This window comes from Streptomyces sp. NPDC001093 (assembly GCF_040298985.1).
Classification (GTDB): domain Bacteria; phylum Actinomycetota; class Actinomycetes; order Streptomycetales; family Streptomycetaceae; genus Streptomyces.
In genome coordinates, this window is record NZ_JBEPBF010000006.1 from 1 (window position 1) to 18,627 (window position 18,627).

Annotated in this window: 15 protein-coding genes; 12 read left to right on the top strand and 3 right to left on the bottom strand. The window is 72.4% G+C overall.

What is annotated here, in order from left to right; all coding sequences use genetic code 11:
• The 6 genes from ABT288_RS05025 to ABT288_RS05045 form a co-directional block, all read left to right on the top strand.
• On the top strand, positions 1-1,242 hold a 1,242-nt coding region (locus ABT288_RS05025; protein WP_351602878.1), incomplete at its 5' end, for an SUKH-4 family immunity protein.
• Positions 1,243-1,305: 63 nt separating this feature from the next.
• A complete protein-coding gene (locus ABT288_RS50110) occupies positions 1,306-1,569 on the top strand; it encodes a sigma-70 family RNA polymerase sigma factor (protein ID WP_502972724.1) in 264 nt (87 codons plus the stop codon).
• A 14-nt stretch (positions 1,570-1,583) separates the two neighbouring features.
• Positions 1,584-2,234 carry a sigma factor-like helix-turn-helix DNA-binding protein gene (locus ABT288_RS05030; protein ID WP_502972725.1) on the top strand — a complete coding sequence of 217 codons (651 nt, stop codon included), beginning with the start codon at positions 1,584-1,586 and terminating at the stop codon, positions 2,232-2,234.
• A 126-nt stretch (positions 2,235-2,360) separates the two neighbouring features.
• Positions 2,361-2,918, top strand: a complete 558-nt coding sequence (locus tag ABT288_RS05035; RefSeq protein ID WP_351602880.1) for a dihydrofolate reductase family protein — start codon at positions 2,361-2,363, stop codon at positions 2,916-2,918.
• Positions 2,915-3,286 carry an EthD family reductase gene (locus ABT288_RS05040; RefSeq protein ID WP_351602882.1) on the top strand — a complete coding sequence of 124 codons (372 nt, stop codon included), beginning with the start codon at positions 2,915-2,917 and terminating at the stop codon, positions 3,284-3,286. Before ABT288_RS05035 ends, ABT288_RS05040 begins: the two co-directional genes overlap by 4 nt.
• A gap of 96 nt (positions 3,287-3,382) precedes the next feature.
• Entirely contained in the window at positions 3,383-4,270 is an 888-nt protein-coding gene (locus tag ABT288_RS05045) for a cellulose-binding protein (protein ID WP_351602884.1), read from the top strand.
• Positions 4,271-4,616: 346 nt separating this feature from the next.
• Here the strand turns inward: ABT288_RS05045 and ABT288_RS05050 are convergent, their stop codons facing one another.
• The 3 genes from ABT288_RS05050 to ABT288_RS05060 form a co-directional block, all read right to left on the bottom strand.
• On the bottom strand, positions 4,617-6,263 hold the full coding sequence (locus tag ABT288_RS05050) for a sodium/solute symporter (protein ID WP_351602886.1): 1,647 nt from the start codon (positions 6,261-6,263) through the stop codon (positions 4,617-4,619).
• Positions 6,260-6,787 carry a DUF485 domain-containing protein gene (locus ABT288_RS05055; protein WP_351602888.1) on the bottom strand — a complete coding sequence of 176 codons (528 nt, stop codon included), beginning with the start codon at positions 6,785-6,787 and terminating at the stop codon, positions 6,260-6,262. The genes ABT288_RS05050 and ABT288_RS05055 overlap by 4 nt, the downstream gene beginning before the upstream one ends.
• A gap of 210 nt (positions 6,788-6,997) precedes the next feature.
• Positions 6,998-8,503, bottom strand: a complete 1,506-nt coding sequence (locus ABT288_RS05060; protein WP_351602890.1) for an MFS transporter — start codon at positions 8,501-8,503, stop codon at positions 6,998-7,000.
• Between the two features lie 420 nt (positions 8,504-8,923).
• On the opposite strand from ABT288_RS05060, the gene ABT288_RS05065 reads away from it, so the two are divergent.
• The 6 genes from ABT288_RS05065 (at position 8,924) to ABT288_RS05095 (ending at position 18,624) form a co-directional block, all read left to right on the top strand.
• Complete coding sequence (locus tag ABT288_RS05065) at positions 8,924-9,712, top strand: ABC transporter ATP-binding protein (RefSeq protein ID WP_351602892.1); 789 nt, start codon at positions 8,924-8,926, stop codon at positions 9,710-9,712.
• Positions 9,709-12,288, top strand: coding sequence for an ABC transporter permease (locus tag ABT288_RS05070; RefSeq protein WP_351602894.1), 2,580 nt, complete (start codon positions 9,709-9,711; stop codon positions 12,286-12,288). The genes ABT288_RS05065 and ABT288_RS05070 overlap by 4 nt, the downstream gene beginning before the upstream one ends.
• Before the next feature lie 232 nt (positions 12,289-12,520).
• Complete coding sequence (mfd, locus tag ABT288_RS05075) at positions 12,521-16,054, top strand: transcription-repair coupling factor (protein ID WP_351602896.1); 3,534 nt, start codon at positions 12,521-12,523, stop codon at positions 16,052-16,054.
• Between the two features lie 507 nt (positions 16,055-16,561).
• Entirely contained in the window at positions 16,562-17,275 is a 714-nt protein-coding gene (locus ABT288_RS05085) for an HNH endonuclease family protein (RefSeq protein WP_351602898.1), read from the top strand.
• Between the two features lie 59 nt (positions 17,276-17,334).
• A complete protein-coding gene (locus ABT288_RS05090; RefSeq protein WP_351602900.1) occupies positions 17,335-17,829 on the top strand; it encodes a hypothetical protein in 495 nt (164 codons plus the stop codon).
• Between the two features lie 51 nt (positions 17,830-17,880).
• Complete coding sequence (locus tag ABT288_RS05095; protein ID WP_351602902.1) at positions 17,881-18,624, top strand: N-acetyltransferase; 744 nt, start codon at positions 17,881-17,883, stop codon at positions 18,622-18,624.
• Positions 18,625-18,627: the final 3 nt, after the last annotated feature.

An 18,627-nucleotide genomic window follows, 5' to 3' on the forward strand; every position in this document is an offset into this window, starting at 1 on the left:
CCGGGCGTCCCCGCGGCTCCCGGAGCCCCCGGTGCGCCGCAGGCTCCAGGCGCCCCTGCCGGTCCCGGCATGCCTGCTGCGCCTGGTGGCGGGCGCGGGGCCGTGCACCACGCGGAGACCGTGCTGGCCGCGCCCCCGGTGGCCGGTCCGGGCGCACCCCCGCCGCCGCCCGCCCCCGGCATGCCCCCGGGTGCTCCGGGCGCCCCGCAGCCGATGCCTCCGGGCGCGCCTGGGCAGCCGCCGGCGTACGGGTATCCGCAGCAGGCGCAGCCGACCGTGGGCCCCGGCTATCAGGCCGTGCTGCGCTATCGCGCGCAGGACGGTTCGGAGCAGCAGCTGATCCGGCGTTCGGCGCCGGGTACGCCGCACCCGGAGTGGCAGATCTTCCACGAGCTGCGCGCGATGAACGTGCCGGCGGACCAGGTGCTGGAGCTGCACACGGAGCTGGAGTCGTGCGAGCTGCCGGGTGCCTACTGCGCGCGGATGATCCGCGAGCAGTGGCCGCAGGCGCGGATCACGAGCATTGCGCCGTACGGCACGGATCACGGGAGCCGGCAGCAGGGCATGCAGCAACTGCTGGCGCACCAGGGCGAGTTGCACCAGGTGGCGGACGGGCCGGCGCGGCCCGCGCCGGTGCGGGCGCCGCTGCCGCCGGTGCAAGCCGCGCCGCCCGTCCCGCCGGAGGGCATCGGGCAGGAGCTGGCGGCGGCGTTCGGGCCGGGCGTCTTCCGGTTCGAGCAGCAGGCGGTGTCCCGGCAGGGTGTGCCGCCGATCGTGGCGCACACGCTGGTGGTGGCCGGTCTGCCGGTGGACATGGGCCCGTTCTTCTGGGCGCAGGCCCAGCCGGGCCGCCCGGTGCCGACGCTGGCGGAGCTGGCGGCCGAGCGCGGGGTGCAGTCGGCCTCGGACGCGGGCTCGTACCTCGTCATGGGCACCGACTTCGGCAAGGCGATCTGTGTGCAGTACGGCACGGCGAACATCGTGGCCGTGCCGGTCGAGGCGGGGCCGGGCGGGGCCCCGGTGCCGCCGCAGTTCGTGAACACCGGGCTGCCGGAGTTCGCGCGCTGCCTGGCGCTGCTGGGCCGCATGTGGCGCCTACGGTTCGGGCTGAACCAGGAGCAGGCGGGCCGCTGGACCGTCGACTTCCAGGCGCAGCTGGCCGCCCTGGACCCGGCGGCACTCGGTTCGCCGGAGAGCTGGTGGTCGGTGCTGCTGGAGCAGATGTGGGACGGACTGCTGTAGGTACGTCGCTCGGAGGTTCGCGGATCATGCCCTCCACGCGCGCGTGAAGGGCATGATGGGCCGGTGGACTTCGAGCCGTACCGGGGCGAGCTGGTGGCGTACTGCTACCGCATGCTCGGTTCGTTCCACGAGGCCGAGGATCTGACGCAGGAGACGATGCTGCGGGCCTGGAAGGCGCGGGACCGCTACGACGCCACGCGCGCGTCCGTGCGGACCTGGCTGTACCGCATCGCGACCAACGCCTGCCTGAGCGCGCTGGAGAGCCGTTCGCGCCGCCCCCTGCGTCCGGGCTGGGAGCGCCCTCCGACGATCCCGGCGCGCCGCTGACGCCCGCGCCGGAGGTGCCGTGGCTGGAGCCGTTCCCCGAGGCGCGGTACGACGTGGAGGCGCGCGCGGACCTGCGGCTGGCGTTGGTGGCGGCGCTGCAGTTGCTGCCGGCGCGGCAGCGGGCCGTGCTGGTGCTGCGCGAGGTGCTGGAGTTCTCCGCCGCCGAGGTCGCCGGGCAGCTGGAGACGTCGGTGGCCGCGGTCAACAGCGCGTTGCAGCGGGCGCGCGCCGCCCTCGCGCGCGGCGACGCGGCCGGCGCGATCGACGAGGTCGGTGAGCCGGAGGATCCCGAGGTGCGGGCGGTGGTGCGGCGCTACATGCGCGCCTTCGAGGCGGCCGACGTGCCGGCGCTGGTGCGGCTGCTCACCGAGGACGCGGTCCTGGAGATGCCCCCGGTGCCGCTGTGGTACCGGGGCAGGCGGGACTACGGGCTGTTCATGGAGCGGGTGTTCGCGCTGCGCGGCACGGGCTGGCGGGTGGAGTGTGTGGCGGCGAACGGCCAGCCGGCGCTCGCGGCGTACGCGCCGGAGCCCGGTGGCGGCCACGCGCTCCACACCGTGCAGGTTCTGACGGTCACCGGCGGCCGGGTCGCCCGGAACGTGGTGTTCGCCGACCCGCGCGTCCTGACCGCGTTCGCGCCGCCCGCGCCCACCGGCGCCCCCTGACACGACGCTGATACGGAGCTGCCTCCCGGCACCACGCCCCTGTGCGGTCCTTTCCGGTGGGAGCGATGAGTCCGGCCGGTGCCGCCGGTAGGTACCCGTGAGCAACCGAGCGAAGGGACCGTCGTCGTGAGTGTCGTCGTCATCGAGTTCATCACCCTGGACGGGATCGTGTCCGACCCGGACGGGTCCGCGGGTACGCCCTACGGAGGCTGGGCCTTCCGGCACGGCCCGGAGGCGGTCGCCGGGGACAAGTTCCGCCTCGGCCGTGTGCTGGACGAAGGGGTCCTGCTGCTGGGCCGTACCACCTGGGAGCTGTTCGCGCGGCTGTGGCCGGGACGGGACGACCCCTTCGCCGCGCGGATGAACGCCGTACCGAAGCTGGTGGTCTCCCGCGGCACCCCGGACGTGTCCGCATGGGCCAACTCGCGCCTGACGAAGGAGGAGTTGACTGACGTCGTACGCGCCGAGCGGCGGGACGTGGTTGTCACCGGCAGCCTCGCCGTCGTGGCCGCGTTGCGGGAGCAGGACCTGGTGGACGAGTACCGGCTGCTGACCTTCCCGGTGGTGCTGGGGCAGGGCCGGCGGCTGTTCCCTGCCGGGAGTGAGCCTGCCGGGCTGGAGTGCCTGTCGGCCGAACGGGTGGGCGCCGCCGTCCTCACCCGCCATGGGAGGGCGGCACGGTGACGGTTCGTTTCCTCGCCCTGTACGAGACCCCCGCCGACCCCGAGGCATTCGACCGGCACTACCGCGAGGTGCACATCCCGCTCGGCCGACGGCTGCCCGGTCTGCGCCGCTACACGGTCGGCCGGGAGACGGCACCGGTGCGCGGGGGTGCGCCGTACTACCTGGTCGCGACGCTGGAGTGGGACTCGGCGGCGGAGTTGCGCGCGGCGTTCGCCTCGCCCGAGGGGCGCGCGACGGCGGCGGACGCGGCGCGTCTGGCGGAGCTGGCGCCCGTCCACAGCCTGATCCTCACCCTTGAGGAGGACGTGCTGCAGCCGGCCCCGCCCGCCGCGCCGATCGCGAAGTGCGGGATGCAGAGCGTGACGTGACTGCGGAGTGTCGCGTTATGCACGCTTACGCCCGATCCATCAAGATGTGCGCGAAATCATCCTGTCGTGTATGTCCGGTGGAGAGGGGTTCCCACGGTGAGCAGCGCATCGATGCCGCCGCACGGCTTCGTGACCGTCCGGGGGCGCGGCTACCGCCCCGGTCAGGTCGACGCGTACATGGAGGAGTTGTCGTACGACCGCGACGCCGCGTGGGAACGGGCCGCGCGGCTGACCGTGCTCGCCAAGGACATGGAGGCGGAGGCCGCTCGGATGCGCGAGGCCGTCGCCCAGCTCCCACCGCAGGATTACGAGTCGCTCGGGGAGGGCGCACGGCGTTTGTTCCAGTTCGTACTGGAGGAGGCGGAGGACCTTCGTGAGCGCACGCGGCGTGCAGCGCACGAGCACATCGCGCAGGCCGAAGCGCGCGCCGAGAGCGTACGCCGGGAGGCGCAGGAAGCGGCGGACGCGCTCTGCGCGGAAGCCGACGAATGCGCCCACCGACTGCTCCTCGCCGCGCGCACCGAGGCCGACGACATCCGCGTCGGCGCCCGGCGTGCGGTGAAGGAAGAGCGCTCGGAGGCGCTCACCGCGTTGCGCGAGGCACGGCAGCGCACCACCGGCATGCTCGCCGAGCAGTCCCGGGGGTACGCCGAGCGGTGGGCCGAGGCCGAGCGCGAGGAGGCGGAGCGGATCGCCGCACTGGACGCTCGGTACGCCGAGCGGGTGAGCCGGGCCGAGGCCGCACTGTCCGACGCCGAGCGGGCCCTCGGGGAGGCCGAGGAGTACGCGCGGCGCAGCCAGGAAGAGGCACACGCGCGTGCCGCCGAGATCATCGCCGACGCGCGCGTGCGTGAGGAGCGCATCGCCCGGCAGACGGAACAGGTGCTGCGCGAGCACGGCGAGACCTGGGACGTCGTCCAGGCGACCATGGACGAGGTCCGCAGCAGCCTGATCTCCCTGACCGGCGGAGCGGTCCTGGAATAGCGTCGCCCCTCCGTCCTCCGGCTCCGGCCGGCATCGAGTCCGAGCCGTCCGGCTTCGTGCGCCCCGAGTTGTGCGCTGGTGCCGTGCCCGGGGTTGTGCGCTTGGGCCGTGCGCCTGGGGCGTGCGCACCGGGTCGTACCCGTGGGCGCCGGGTAGTGCGTAGGGGTAGTGCATGCGGGCCCATGCGCCGAGCCCGTCGGCGGACGCCGGTGCGCCGGGGGCGTGCGCCCGCGCCGGCCGCGAGTCCCCGGCGCCCGGCGAAGAGCCCCCACCCCGTCCTGGAGCCACTGGCAAGCCCCGGCCCAGCCGAGTCCCCGCGCCCAGCAACAAGCCTCCCGCACCCCCGCTACCCGCTCTTCCGCACCGCCCCGGCCAGGATCCAGCCCTCCACCGCCTCGTACTGGTGCCGCTGCTGTTCTGCCTTGGTGCGGCCCGAGGCGATCGTGCCGAGCCAGCCGAAGAGGAAGCCGGCCGGGATGGAGACGATGCCGGTTGTGGTGAACGGGAACCAGTTGAAGTCGGCGTGCGGGAAGGCCGAGACCGGTGAGCCGGAGACCAGATTGGTGCCCGGCATGAGCAGCAGCACGGTCAGCGTGCCCCCGATCAGCGTCGCCAGCAGCCCGCTGCGGGTGTAGCGGCGCCAGAACAGCCCGTACACCAGGGCGGGCGCGATGGCCGAGGCGCCCAGGCAGAAGGAGAGCGTCACCAGGGGCTGCAGGCTGTGGTGCTGCACCATCGTGGCGAGCAGGATCGTGGGCACGCCTATGGCGAGCGCCGAGACGCGGGCGAGGGCCATCTCGCGCGGGGCCGGCATCTCCTGCACGCGGGCCGCGAACACGTCGTGGGCGAGGGAGTTGGCGCAGGCGAGGATCATCCCGGCGACCGAGGCGAGCAGGGTCAGGAAGATCGCCGTCGTCACCATGGTGAACAGGAAGGTCTCCGCCGTGGACACGTCCGCGCCGAACACCGCCCGCGAGCCCAGCAGATACGCGGTGTTGCCCTGCGGGTCGGCGCCGGCGATCACGGCTCGGCCGACCAGCGCCGTGGCGCCGAACCCGACCACCGTGATGATCAGCACGAACAGGGCGACGATCGACACCGCCCAGGACATCGAGCGGCGCACCTGGCGGGCACTGGAGGCGGTGTACATGCGCATGGTGATGTGCGGCAGGACGGCACCGCCGAGCACCACCGTCAGCTCGGAGGCGATCATGTCGAGGCGGGACCTGCCCGATGTGCCGAACTGCAGCCCGGAGCGCAGGAAGGCGGGCCCGGCGCCGCTCTGCCGCGAGGCCGCGGCGAACAGCGCCCCCGGATCCCAGTCGAAGTGGCGCAGGATCAGCACGGCCACCACGGCGCCGGACCCGACCAGCATCACGATCTTCAGGATCTGGATGAGCGCGGTGCCCTTCATGCCGCCGATCGCCGCATAGGCGATCATCAGGGCGCCCAGCCCGACGACGCACGCGGTCTTCAGCGACTCGTCGGTGAAGCCCAGGATGAACGCCATCAGCTGCCCGGTTCCGGCGAGTTGGACCAGCATCAGCGGCAGCAGCGCGGCGATCGTCACCGCGCAGGCCGTGATGCGCACGCAGCGTCCCGGCAGCCGGCGGGCGAGCGCGTCGCCCATGGTGAACCGGCCCGCGTTGCGCAGCGGTTCGGCGAGCAGGAACATCAGCAGCATCAGCGACAGCGCGGTGCTCAGGGCGAGGACGACTCCGTCGTAGCCGCACAGGGCGATCACTCCGCCGGTGCCGAGGACGGTGGCCGCGGAGATGTAGTCCCCCGCGATGGCGAGGCCGTTGCGCAGCGGGGACAGGGAGTTGTAGCCGGTGTAGAACTCGTCGAGGTCGTCGCGGTCGGGGCCGGTCATCACGCACAGCAGCAGGGTCACCGTGGCGACGGTGGAGAAGGCGACCAGGGACATGGACTGGGCCGTGCCGCTGAAACCGGCGAAGCCCCCCACGGCCGGAGTGCCGGCGGCGGCGGTCATCGGGCGGCTCCTCGGCGTGCGTTCAGTTCGGCCTCCTTGCGGATGCGGTCCGCGAGCGGATCGACGTGCCGGCGTGCGGTGTGCTCGTACAGCGCGATCGCGAGCCAGGTGACCGGGACCTGGATCGCGGCGAGCAGGAGACCGGCGGGGATGCCGTCGGCGACCGTGCGCGTCATCACGCCGGGTGCGGCGGCGGACAGCACCAGGAACAGCGTGAAGTAGCCCAGCGCGGTGAGCGTGGCCGTACGCCGCTGCCAGCGGTAGGCGCTGCGCAGCACCCGCAGGTCGCTGTGGTGGCCGAGGGCTTCACGGGGCGGTCGGCGGTCCGGGCGGGTCGGCTGCGGGGGTGGGGGCTGCCAGGGGTAGGTGAGGGAGGCGGAGGGTGGTGGGTCGTAGGAGGAGGGCGGTGAGTCGTAGGGGGAGGGTGGGCCGTAGGCGGGGTGGGGCGGTCGGTACGGAGGGCGGGGCGGCTCGTAGGGCGGATGGGGCGGGGTGTACGACGGGCGCGGCGGGTCGTAGGACATCCCGGGGCTCCTTGCGTGGCTCGGGTCCGTGGCGGCGGACCGCAGGGAGGTGGGGGGCGTGGAGCCACGCACGCTACTCGCGAGTTCCGGGCCGCGTGACGTTTTCACCAAACTGGCCAGTCGGTATGCGCTTACTACGGAAGACGCGCGCCGAGGGGGCCTGTTACCGGCGTTAACCTGCGTTCTTGCGGCGGACGCCGGCGGGCGGGGTCACTCGTCGCGCACCGGGAACCGCCGCGGCGCCACCAGAAGCAGCACCAGGAAGGCCAGTGCCGCCGCGGCCGCCGCGCCGAGGTACACCGCGTGCACCGCGTCGGCGATCGCGCGCCGGGTCGCCTCGGGGGCCCTGCCGGCGTCCAACGCGCGCGTGACGGTGTCCAGATCGCCCGCCCCGCCCAGCCGCGCGGCGAGCACCCCGTTGGCGACGGCGCCGAACAGCGAGGCGCCCACGGTCTGTCCGGTCTGCCGGCAGAACAGCACGGACGCGGTCGTGGTGCCCCGCTCCGACCAGCCCACCGTCGACTGCACCCCGACGATCAGCGGCAGCTGGAACAGCCCGAGCGCCGCGCCCAGCAGGAGCATCAGCAGCGTCGGCTGCCACCACGAGCCGGGGTAGGGCAGGAACGGGAACGCGCACAGGATCAGCGCGGCCACACCGATGCCGAGCAGCGCGGTGTCGCGGAAGCCGATGCGGCGGTAGACGTGCTGGCTGAGCGCCGCCGACACCGGCCAGCTGAGCGTCCACACCGACAGCACGAAACCGGCGGCCACGGGCGCGAGTCCGAGCACCGACTGCGCGTACGTCGGCAGGAACACGCTCGGCGCCACCATCAGCAGCCCCAGCGCGCCGAGCGCCAGGTTGACGGCCGCGATCGTCCGGCGCCGCCACACCCACCCCGGGATGATCGGCTGCGCCGCCCGCCGCTCCACCACGACCACCACTCCGGCCAGTGCCAGGCCCGTGCCGAAGAGCGTGAGCGACGGCGCCGACAGCCACGGCCAGGCGACCCCGCCCTGCACCAGCGCGGTCAGCAGCACGCCGCCGCACGCGAACACCGCGAGCGCCCCGGCCCAGTCCACGCGCGCGTGGCCGCCGTCTTCCGGTGTCTCCCGCTCGGGCTCGTGCAGATGACGGACGATCAGCCACAGCGCGGCCGCGCCGATCGGCAGGTTGACCAGGAAGATCCAGCGCCAGTCGGCGTACGCGGCGAGCAGCCCGCCGAGCCCCGGCCCCGCCACCGCCGACACCGCCCACACGGTGGACAGCTTGGACTGGATCTTCGGGCGCTCCGCGAGCGGGTACAGATCGGCGGCGAGCGTCTGCACGGTGCCCTGCAACGCCCCGCCGCCCAGCCCCTGCACGATCCGGAACGCGATCAGCGCGGCCATGTTCCAGGCGCCCGCGCACAGCAGCGAGCCCAGCAGGAACACGGCCGCGCCCGTCACCAGCACCGGCTTGCGGCCGAAGGTGTCGGACAGCTTGCCGTAGAGGGGGAGCGTGACGGTCACGGCGAGCAGATAGCCGGAGAACAACCAGGAGAAGACGGAGAACCCGCCGAGGTCGCCGACGATCTGCGGTACGGCCGTGGAGACGACGGTGGCGTCGAGCGCGGCCAGCGCCATCGCCAGCATCAGCGCGGCGACGACGGCGCCTCGGCGCCGGGTGTCCTGCTCGCGGAGCCTGCCGCCGCGTATCGCGGGTGTCGTACCCCCCACCGGATCCCCTCCCGTGCCCCTTGCACCTATTTCCGGTACGACAGCTTCCCACGGCAGCCGGAACTTGACCCTGACGCAAGGGCAGGGTGGAGGCTTTTCGCGCCGAAGGGTGGAGACGACCCCGAGGAGGGCTCCGCCCGGGGGTGGAGCACCCCTAGGGGTACCTCCGTACTACGGCCCGGGGAGGGTTCGTCCCCCCGGAGGACGAGAGGGGCGGGGCCCGGTCCTTAACCTGGCTTTACGCCGCTGGGGGGCGGCTGACCGCACCGGCGGGGTGGGGTTCTCCCCCGGGAAAGAGGGGGCTTCGCACCAGCGCGCGAGGGCCCCGCCGACCGCGAGACTCGACGACGTACCCGAGACGACGCCCTGGCACGCCGGGGCACCACTCACCGATTTGCCGACCGACATAGGAGACATACCGTGACATCGGCTGTGACCATTCCCAGGCACGGGGGCACTGGAGGGCGTACGGCCGTTGCCGCGCGGGCGCGGCAGGTCGTGAAGGCGTACGGGGCCGGCGAGACCCGTGTCGTCGCCCTCGACCACGTCGACGTGGACATCGCGCGGGGCCAGTTCACCGCCATCATGGGCCCCTCGGGGTCCGGCAAGTCCACGCTCATGCACTGCCTCGCCGGGCTCGACACCGTCACCAGCGGCAAGATCTACCTGGACGAGACCGAGATCACCGGCCTGAAGGACAAGAAGCTCACCCAGCTGCGCCGGGACCGGATCGGCTTCATCTTCCAGGCGTTCAACCTGCTGCCGACGCTGAACGCCCTCGAGAACATCACGCTGCCCATGGACATCGCGGGGCGCAGGCCGGACAAGGCCTGGCTGGACCGCGTGGTGGAGACCGTCGGGCTCGCCGGACGCCTCAAGCACCGGCCGGCCCAGCTCTCCGGCGGTCAGCAGCAGCGCGTCGCCGTGGCCCGCGCCCTCGCCGCCCGCCCGGAGATCATCTTCGGGGACGAGCCGACCGGAAACCTCGACTCGCGCGCCGGCGCCGAAGTCCTCGGCTTCCTGCGCCGCTCGGTGGACGAACTCGGCCAGACCATCGTGATGGTCACCCACGACCCCGTCGCCGCCTCCTACGCCGACCGCGTGCTCTACCTCGCCGACGGCCGGATCGTCGACGAGATGTACCAGCCGACGGCCGATCAGGTCCTGGACCGCATGAAGGACTTCGACGCCCGGGGGCGCACGTCATGACCGTCCTGAAGACCTCCCTGCGCAACTTCTTCGCGCACAAGGGCCGCATGGCGCTCTCGGCGATCGCGGTCCTGCTGTCGGTGGCCTTCGTGAGCGGGACCCTCGTCTTCACCGACACGATGAACACCACCTTCGACAAGCTGTTCCAGGCCACGGCCTCGGACGTGACGGTCAGCGCGAAGGGCTCCTCCGACACCGGTGAGACCACCTCCCGCACCGGCAGGCCGCCGGTCATGCCGGCCTCCGTGGTCGGCAAGGTCCGCGGGGCCCAGGGCGTGCGGAAGGCCGAGGGCACGGTGTTCTCCACCTCGGTGACCGTCATCGACGCCAAGAAGGACAAGCTGTCGCCGAGCAGCGGCGCGCCCACCATCGTCGGCAGCTGGAACGGCAACGACGCCCGCACCATGAAGATCACCTCCGGTACGGCGCCCAGGGGCCCGGACCAGGTCATGGTCGACGAGGACACCGCTTCCAAGCACCACCTGAAGCTCGGTGACGACATCGGCGTGATCTCGGTCGTCGGCACGCACCACGCGCGCGTGTCCGGCATCGCCGCCTTCAAGGTCACCAACCCCGGCGCGGCGATCTTCTACCTGGACACGAAGACCGCCCAGCAGATCCTGGTCGGCCGGACCGGTGTCTACACCAACGTCAACGTCACCGCCGCCCAGGGCGTGACGAACGACCAGCTGAAGAAGAACGTCTCGGCCGCCCTCGGCCACGGCTACAAGGTGCAGACCGCCAAGGAGGTCGCCGACGCCAACCAGAAGAGCGTCGAGAGCTTCCTGAAGGTCATGAAGTACGCGATGCTCGGCTTCGCCGGGATCGCCTTCCTCGTCGGCATCTTCCTGATCATCAACACCTTCTCCATGCTGGTCGCCCAGCGCACCCGCGAGATCGGCCTGATGCGCGCCATCGGCTCCTCCCGCAAGCAGGTCAACCGGTCCGTGCTGATCGAGGCGCTGCTGCTCGGCGCGATCGGCTCCGTGCTCGGCGTCGGCGCGGGCGTCGGCATCGCGGTCGGCCTGATGAAGCTCATGGGCACGATGGGCATGCATCTGTCCACGGACGACCTGACCGTCGCCTGGACGACCCCGGCCGTCGGCCTGCTCCTCGGCGTCGTGGTCACCGTCCTGGCCGCCTACCTGCCCGCCCGGCGCGCCGGCAAGGTCTCCCCGATGGCCGCCCTGCGCGACGCCGGCGCCCCGGCCGACGCCAAGGCCGGCACCGTCCGCGCCGTGATCGGACTGCTCCTCACCGCCGCCGGCGGCTGGAGCCTGTACGTCGCCGCGACCGCCGACAAGGCCAAGGCCGGCTCGGGCTGGCTGGGCCTGGGCGTGGTCGCCACGCTGATCGGCTTCGTCGTCATCGGCCCGCTGCTGGCCGCCGGACTGGTCCGGGTCCTCGGCGCGGTCATGCTGCGGATGTTCGGTCCCGTGGGCCGGATGGCCGAGCGCAACGCGCTGCGCAACCCGCGCCGCACCGGCGCCACCGGCGCGGCCCTGATGATCGGCCTGGCCCTGGTGGCCTGCCTGTCGGTGGTCGGCTCCTCCATGGTGGCCTCCGCCACCGACCAGCTCGACAAGACCGTCGGGACGGACTTCATCATCTCGCCCGACAACCAGCAGCTGATCAAGCCGCAGGAGGTCCAGGCCGTCAAGTCCGCCCCGGGCCTGGCGCGGGTCACCGAGTACCGGCCGGCCCAGGCCGACTTCACCACCCCGGACGGCAGGACCCTCAAGGACACCGCCATCACGGGTGCCGACCCGACCTACGCGACCGACCTGCGCACCAAGACGGTCGCCGGTGACCTCAAGGACGCCTACCGGCCCGACTCGATGTCGGTCCACCAGAAGTTCGCCGAGGACCACGGCATCCACCTCGGCTCCAGGATCACCGTGGCCTTCCAGGACGGCTCCACGGCCCACCTGACGGTGCGCGCGATCACCAGCGACGACACCGTCATCGACAAGGGCGCGATGTACACCTCCCTGGCCACCATGGCCAAGTACATCCCCGCCGACAGGATGCCGCTGGACGAGCTGGTCTTCGCCTCCGCCAAGGACGGACAGCAGGCCGCCGCCTACAAGGCGCTCAAGACCGCGCTGCACAGGTATCCGGAGCTGACCGTGCGCGACCAGACCGACTACAAGAAGGCGCTGAAGGACCAGATCGGCCAGCTGCTGAACATGATCTACGGCCTGCTGGCCCTGGCGATCATCGTCGCGGTCCTGGGTGTGGTGAACACCCTGGCCCTGTCGGTGGTCGAGCGGACCCGGGAGATCGGCCTCATGCGGGCCATCGGCCTCTCCCGCCGCCAGCTGCGCCGCATGATCCGCCTGGAGTCCGTGGTGATCGCCGTCTTCGGTGCCCTGCTCGGCCTCGGCCTGGGCATGGGCTGGGGCGCGACCGCCCAGAAGCTCCTGGCGCTCCAGGGCCTGAAGGTCCTCGACATCCCCTGGCCGACGATCATCACGGTCTTCATCGCCTCGGCCTTCGTGGGCCTGTTCGCCGCGCTGATCCCGGCGTTCCGGGCGGGCCGCATGAACGTCCTGAACGCCATCGCGACGGACTAGCCGCTCAGGCTGGACCGACGCCACGACCACCGCATACGGGGGTTGCGGGGGAAAGGCCCGGTGCCGGGAAGTCTTCGAGGACTTCCCGGCACCGGGTTCTTTTGTCCTCAAGGGAAACAGGGGTTGTCCACAGGCCCGGCACCAACCCCGGCGGAGTCGTACGCTGGACACCCCCGGCCGTCACACGCGTCGGGTTATTCGCGTTGCCCACCACCGGACGGAAAGCCCCTCCATGAGCCTGCACGGTCTGCTCGACGCCGTCGTCAAGGACCCCGCCCTCGCGGAAGCGATTCAGGCGGCCGCGGACGGCAACCGCATGCACATCGACCTCGTCGGGCCCCCGGCGGCCCGTCCCTTCACGGTCGCCGCCCTCGCCCGCACGGCGGGCCGCCCGGTGCTCGCGGTCACGGCCACGGGCCGAGAGGCCGAGGACCTGGCGGCGTCCCTGCGCTCCCTGCTGCCCGCCGAGGGCGTCGTGGAGTACCCCTCCTGGGAGACCCTCCCGCACGAGCGGCTCAGCCCGCGCAGCGACACCGTCGGCCGCCGCCTCGCCGTCCTGCGCCGCCTGGCCCACCCCAGCCCGGACGACCCCGGGACCGGCCCCGTCTCCGTCGTCGTCGCACCCGTGCGCTCCGTGCTGCAGCCCCAGGTCAAGGGCCTCGGCGACCTGGAGCCGGTGTCCCTGAGGACCGGCCGGACCGCCGACCTGAACGACGTCGTGGAAGCCCTCGCGGCCGCCGCCTACGCGCGCGTGGAGCTCGTCGAGAAGCGCGGCGAGTTCGCCGTGCGCGGCGGCATCCTGGACGTCTTCCCGCCCACCGAGGAACACCCGCTGCGCGTGGAGTTCTGGGGCGACGACGTCGAGGAGATCCGCTACTTCAAGGTCGCCGACCAGCGCTCCCTCGAAGTCGCCGAGCACGGCCTGTGGGCACCCCCGTGCCGCGAGCTGCTGCTCACCGACGACGTCCGCGCACGCGCGCGTGCCCTCGCCGAGGAGCACCCGGAGCTGGGCGAACTCCTGAACAAGATCGCCGAGGGCATCGCGGTCGAGGGCATGGAGTCCCTCGCCCCCGTCCTGGTGGACGACATGGAGCTGCTGCTCGACGTCCTCCCCAAGGGCGCGATGGCCGTGGTCTGCGACCCCGAGCGGGTACGCACGCGTGCCGCCGACCTCGTGGCCACCTCCCAGGAGTTCCTGCAGGCCTCCTGGGCGGCCACCGCAGGCGGCGGCGAGGCCCCGATCGACGTCGGCGCCGCCTCCCTGTGGTCCATCGCCGACGTCCGCGACCGCGCGCGCGAGCTGGACATGATGTGGTGGTCGGTGTCCCCCTTCGCCGCCGACGAAGAGCTCGACGCGGACACCCTCAAGCTCGGCATGCACGCACCCGAGGCCTACCGCGGCGACACCGCGCGGGCCCTCGCCGACACCAAGGGCTGGCTCGCCGACGGCTGGCGCGCGGTCTTCGTCACCGAGGGCCACGGCCCGGCCGCCCGTACGGCGGAGGTGCTCGGCGGCGAGGGCATCCCCGCCCGCCTGGACGCCGACCTCGGCGACCTCAGCCCCTCCGTCGTGCACGTCTCCTGCGGCTCGATCGAGTACGGCTTCGTGGACCCGGCACTGAAGCTCGCCGTGCTCACCGAGACCGACCTGTCCGGCCAGCGCGCGACCGGCCGCGAGGGCGCCCGGATGCCGGCCCGCCGCCGCAAGACCATCGACCCGCTCACCCTGGAGCCGGGCGACTACATCGTCCACGAACAGCACGGCGTCGGCCGCTACATCGAGATGGTGCAGCGCACGGTGCAGGGCGCCACCCGCGAGTACCTGGTGGTCGAGTACGCGCCCGCCAAGCGCGGCCAGCCCGGCGACCGCCTCTACATCCCCACCGACCAGCTGGAGCAGATCACCAAGTACGTCGGCGGCGAGGCACCCACCCTGCACCGCCTGGGCGGCGCCGACTGGACGAAGACCAAGGCACGCGCGAAGAAGGCGGTCAAGGAGATCGCCGCCGACCTGATCAAGCTCTACAGCGCGCGCATGGCCGCCCCCGGCCACTCCTTCGGCGCCGACACGCCCTGGCAGCGCGAGCTGGAGGACGCCTTCCCCTACGCCGAGACCCCCGACCAGCTCACCACCATCGCCGAGGTCAAGGAGGACATGGAGAAGTCCGTCCCCATGGACCGCCTGATCTGCGGCGACGTCGGCTACGGCAAGACCGAGATCGCGGTACGGGCCGCCTTCAAGGCCGTACAGGACGGAAAGCAGGTCGCGGTCCTGGTGCCGACGACCCTGCTGGTGCAGCAGCACTTCGGGACGTTCTCCGAGCGGTACGCGCAGTTCCCGGTGAGCGTGAAGGCGCTGTCCCGCTTCCAGACCGACACCGAGGCCAAGGCCGTCCTGGAGGGCCTGAAGGAGGGCTCGGTGGACATCGTCATCGGCACCCACCGGCTGTTCTCCTCCGAGACCAGGTTCAAGGACCTGGGCCTGGTCATCGTCGACGAGGAGCAGCGCTTCGGCGTCGAGCACAAGGAGCAGCTGAAGAAGCTGCGCGCCAATGTCGACGTGCTGACGATGTCCGCGACCCCGATCCCCCGGACCCTCGAGATGGCCGTGACCGGCATCCGCGAGATGTCCACGATCACCACGCCCCCGGAGGAGCGCCACCCGGTGCTCACCTTCGTCGGACCGTACGAGGAGAAGCAGATCGGCGCCGCCATCCGCCGCGAACTGCTGCGCGAGGGCCAGGTCTTCTACATCCACAACCGCGTCGAGTCCATCGACCGCGCTGCGGCGAGACTGCGCGAGATCGTCCCCGAGGCACGCATCGCCACGGCCCACGGCCAGATGTCGGAGTCGACGCTGGAGCAGGTCGTCGTCGACTTCTGGGAGAAGAAGTCCGACGTGCTCGTCTCGACCACGATCGTCGAGTCCGGCATCGACATCTCCAACGCCAACACCCTCATCGTGGAGCGCGGCGACACCTTCGGCCTGTCCCAGCTGCACCAGCTGCGCGGCCGCGTCGGCCGCGGCCGTGAGCGCGGTTACGCCTACTTCCTCTACCCGCCGGAGAAGCCGCTGACGGAGACCGCGCACGAGCGCCTGGCCACCATCGCCCAGCACACCGAGATGGGCGCGGGCATGTACGTGGCGATGAAGGACCTGGAGATCCGCGGCGCGGGCAACCTGCTCGGCGGCGAGCAGTCCGGGCACATCGCGGGCGTCGGCTTCGACCTGTACGTCCGCATGGTCGGCGAGGCGGTCGCGGACTACCGGCGCCAGCTGGAGACCGGCGAGATCGAGGAGGAGGCGCCGCTCGAGGTCAAGATCGAGCTGCCCGTCGACGCGCACGTCCCGCACGACTACGCGCCCGGCGAGCGGCTGCGCCTGCAGGCCTACCGCTCCATCGCCTCCGCCAACTCCGAGGAGGACATCAAGGCCGTCCGTGAGGAACTCACCGACCGCTACGGCAAGTTGCCCGAACCGGTGGAGAACCTGCTGCTGGTGGCCGGGCTCAGGATGCTCGCTCGCGCGTGCGGCGTCGGCGAGATCGTGCTCCAGGGCACCAACATCCGCTTCGCGCCGGTGGAGTTGCGCGAGTCGCAGGAGCTGCGGGTCAAGCGCCTCTACCCCGGCACGGTCATCAAGCCGGCCGTGCACCAGGTGCTGGTCCCGCGCCCGAAGACCGCGAAGGTCGGCGGCAAGCCGCTGGTCGGCCGTGAACTGCTGGGCTGGGTCGGTGAGTTCCTCGCCTCGATCCTGGGGTCGTAGGCGTCGCTAGGGGGGTCCTGCGTAAGGGGGGCATGAGGACCGGTGAGCCGGCGGCGGCGACCGGCGCGCCGCCGCGCGCCCTGCGCCACCACGAACCGGCGGGCCTGATCACCTCCCAACGCGCCGCCAGCGGCTACCGAGCACACCGCAGTCGGGGCGGCCGACCCGGACGAGCGGGGTGTGGCCGGGCTGCCACACGCGGACCACGGCCCGCTGCTCGGGGCTGTACCCGGAGCGGCCGGCCATCGGTGCCTCAATCGCCCCCGGCGCCCCCCCTGATGCCAACGTCAGGGGCAAGCTCCCCGGCGGCCCGTTGTGAGCGGGCTCATGCGCGTGCCGGCCGTGCTCCCCCCGTACGGCACCGGCATGCCCCAACTCGGCCACCGGTCGCCCGAAAAACCGCCTTGGCCCCCATCTGAAGTGGGCCTCGCGGCGGTTACCGTAAGGGACGGAACGATTCCGCCTGTGTCCGACGGGCGGACCCGGGCGAGTGAGGGGGGACGCACCGTGGCGCGTCCGAGGGGTGCGGTGGTCGCCGCCGTGGCCGTACTGGTCGCCGTGGCCGGCTGCAAGTCCGGGCAGAGCAAGGGCACCTCCGGTGCCGGTGCCGGGGGCAGCGGCGCGGTCCTGGCCGCCGTCGACGCCCTGACCGTCAAGGGCCGGGCACCCAAGACCGGTTACTCGCGGGCCCGGTTCGGCACCGCGTGGGCCGACACCGACTCCAACTCCTGCGACACCCGCGACGACATACTCAAACGCGACCTGAAGGCCGTGAGGTTCACCGGCGGCACCTGCAAGGTCTCCTACGGCCTGCTCGAGCCCGACCCCTACTCCGGCAAGGACATCACCTACCGGCGCGGCAGCAGCCAGGTCGACATCGACCACGTCGTCCCCCTCTCCGACGCCTGGCAGAAGGGCGCCCAGTACTGGGACGCAAGCAAGCGCATAGCGCTGGCCAACGACCCCCTCAACCTCATCGCGGTCGACGCGAGCACCAACCGCGGCAAGGGCGACGGCGACGCCGCCACCTGGCTCCCGCCCAACGGCAAGTACCGCTGCACCTATGTGGCCGCCCAGGTCGCCGTGAAGAAGAAGTACGGCCTGTGGGTCACCGCCGCCGAGAAGGCCGCCATGAAGAGGGTCCTCGACGGCTGCCCCGCCCAGAAACTCCCCACGGGTGGCAACCCCACCAAGGCACCGGAACGTTTCCGCGCCCGCTGAGCCGCGGACCGGGGGAAACACGGATGCGCCACGGCCGGGCCGGCGGGCAGCATGGCGGAATGCGCGATCTGCTGTGGGAGGACGTCTCCGGCTGGTTCGACCCCGAGGAGACGGGCGCGCTGCCCGACCTGAGCGTGCCCGGTACCTCGGCCGAGGACTGGCAGGCTCTCCTCGACCTGGTCGTGGCGAGCGGCTGGCGGCACGAGTACCTGGAGGGTGACGCCGTACGGCCCCTGCCGCGGGCGGCGCACGTGCTCGGCCGGCCCCCCGGCGCCGAGTGCCCGCAGCTGCGGGTGTGGCCGGTGCCCGGAATGCTCGCCGTCTTCCGCTTCCTCGGGGCCGAGGAGATCGACTTCGACGTCGACCTGCGGGAACTGCAGGGCCAGGAACGGCTGGACCTCTTCTGCGGATTCCTGCGGTCCCTCGGCCGGCACCTGCACAAGCCCGTGCTGATGGACCCCGAGGGCGCCTGCGGCCATCCGTTCCTCGGATACGACCCGCTGACCGACCGCGTGGCCCGCACGGCCGGTGCGCCGCCGCACCCGCCCCGCTGACCGGCGAAAACCGTTACCCGGGCCGGGGGCGCGCCGCCTACCGTGAGCGCCATGCACGTCAGGGTGAGCAGCATCGCCGAGCGGCCCGACCGGCTGCCGGTGTTGTTCGAGATGGCCGACACATGGCCCGAGTTCGTGACCAACGACCCCGTGGGCAACGCCCACTACGGCCGTATCCCCGCCGAACTGCCGCAGTATGCGTTGTTCGCCGAGGACGAGCACGGCGACATCGTCGCCCACGCCTTCAGCGTCCCCTTCGCCCTCGACACCGACGGCCGGCGCGCCCTGCCCGCGCGCGGCTGGGACCAGATCCTGTTGTGGGCCTTCGCCGACCTGCGCCGCGGCACCCGCCCCGACACGGTGAGCGCGATCTCGGTCACCATCGCCCCGCACGCCCAGGGCCACGGCCTGTCCGCGGTGATGCTCTCGGCGATGCGGGAGAACGCCCGCGCGCTCGGCTTCCGCGAGGTCGTCGCCCCCGTCCGTCCCAGCGCCAAGCACCGCGAACCACACACCCCGATCACCGAGTACGTCCACCGGGTCCGCCCCGACGACCTGCCCGAGGACCCGTGGCTGCGCGTCCACGCGCGCGCCGGAGCCACCATCGACTCCATCGCGCCGGCCTCCATGACCGTGGGCGCCTCGCTGGAGGAGTGGCGCCGCTGGACCGGGCTGCCGTTCGACACCGCGGCCGACGTCGAGGTGCCCGGCGCACTGGTCCCGGTCCGCTGTGAACCGCAGCGCGGATACGCCGTCTACGTCGAGCCCAACGTGTGGATGCGGCACCCGCTGTGAGCG

What these genes read in the sequence shown, in the direction of transcription:
- ABT288_RS05050 (WP_351602886.1), bottom strand. Translation starts at nt 6,263, where the DNA reads ATGACCGCCGCCGCCGGCACTCCGGCCGTGGGGGGCTTCGCCGGTTTC.
- ABT288_RS05055 (WP_351602888.1), bottom strand. Translation starts at nt 6,787, where the DNA reads ATGTCCTACGACCCGCCGCGCCCGTCGTACACCCCGCCCCATCCGCCC.
- ABT288_RS05070 (WP_351602894.1), top strand. Translation starts at nt 9,709, where the DNA reads ATGACCGTCCTGAAGACCTCCCTGCGCAACTTCTTCGCGCACAAGGGC.
- mfd (WP_351602896.1), top strand. Translation starts at nt 12,521, where the DNA reads ATGAGCCTGCACGGTCTGCTCGACGCCGTCGTCAAGGACCCCGCCCTC.
- ABT288_RS05090 (WP_351602900.1), top strand. Translation starts at nt 17,335, where the DNA reads ATGCGCGATCTGCTGTGGGAGGACGTCTCCGGCTGGTTCGACCCCGAG.
- ABT288_RS05095 (WP_351602902.1), top strand. Translation starts at nt 17,881, where the DNA reads ATGCACGTCAGGGTGAGCAGCATCGCCGAGCGGCCCGACCGGCTGCCG.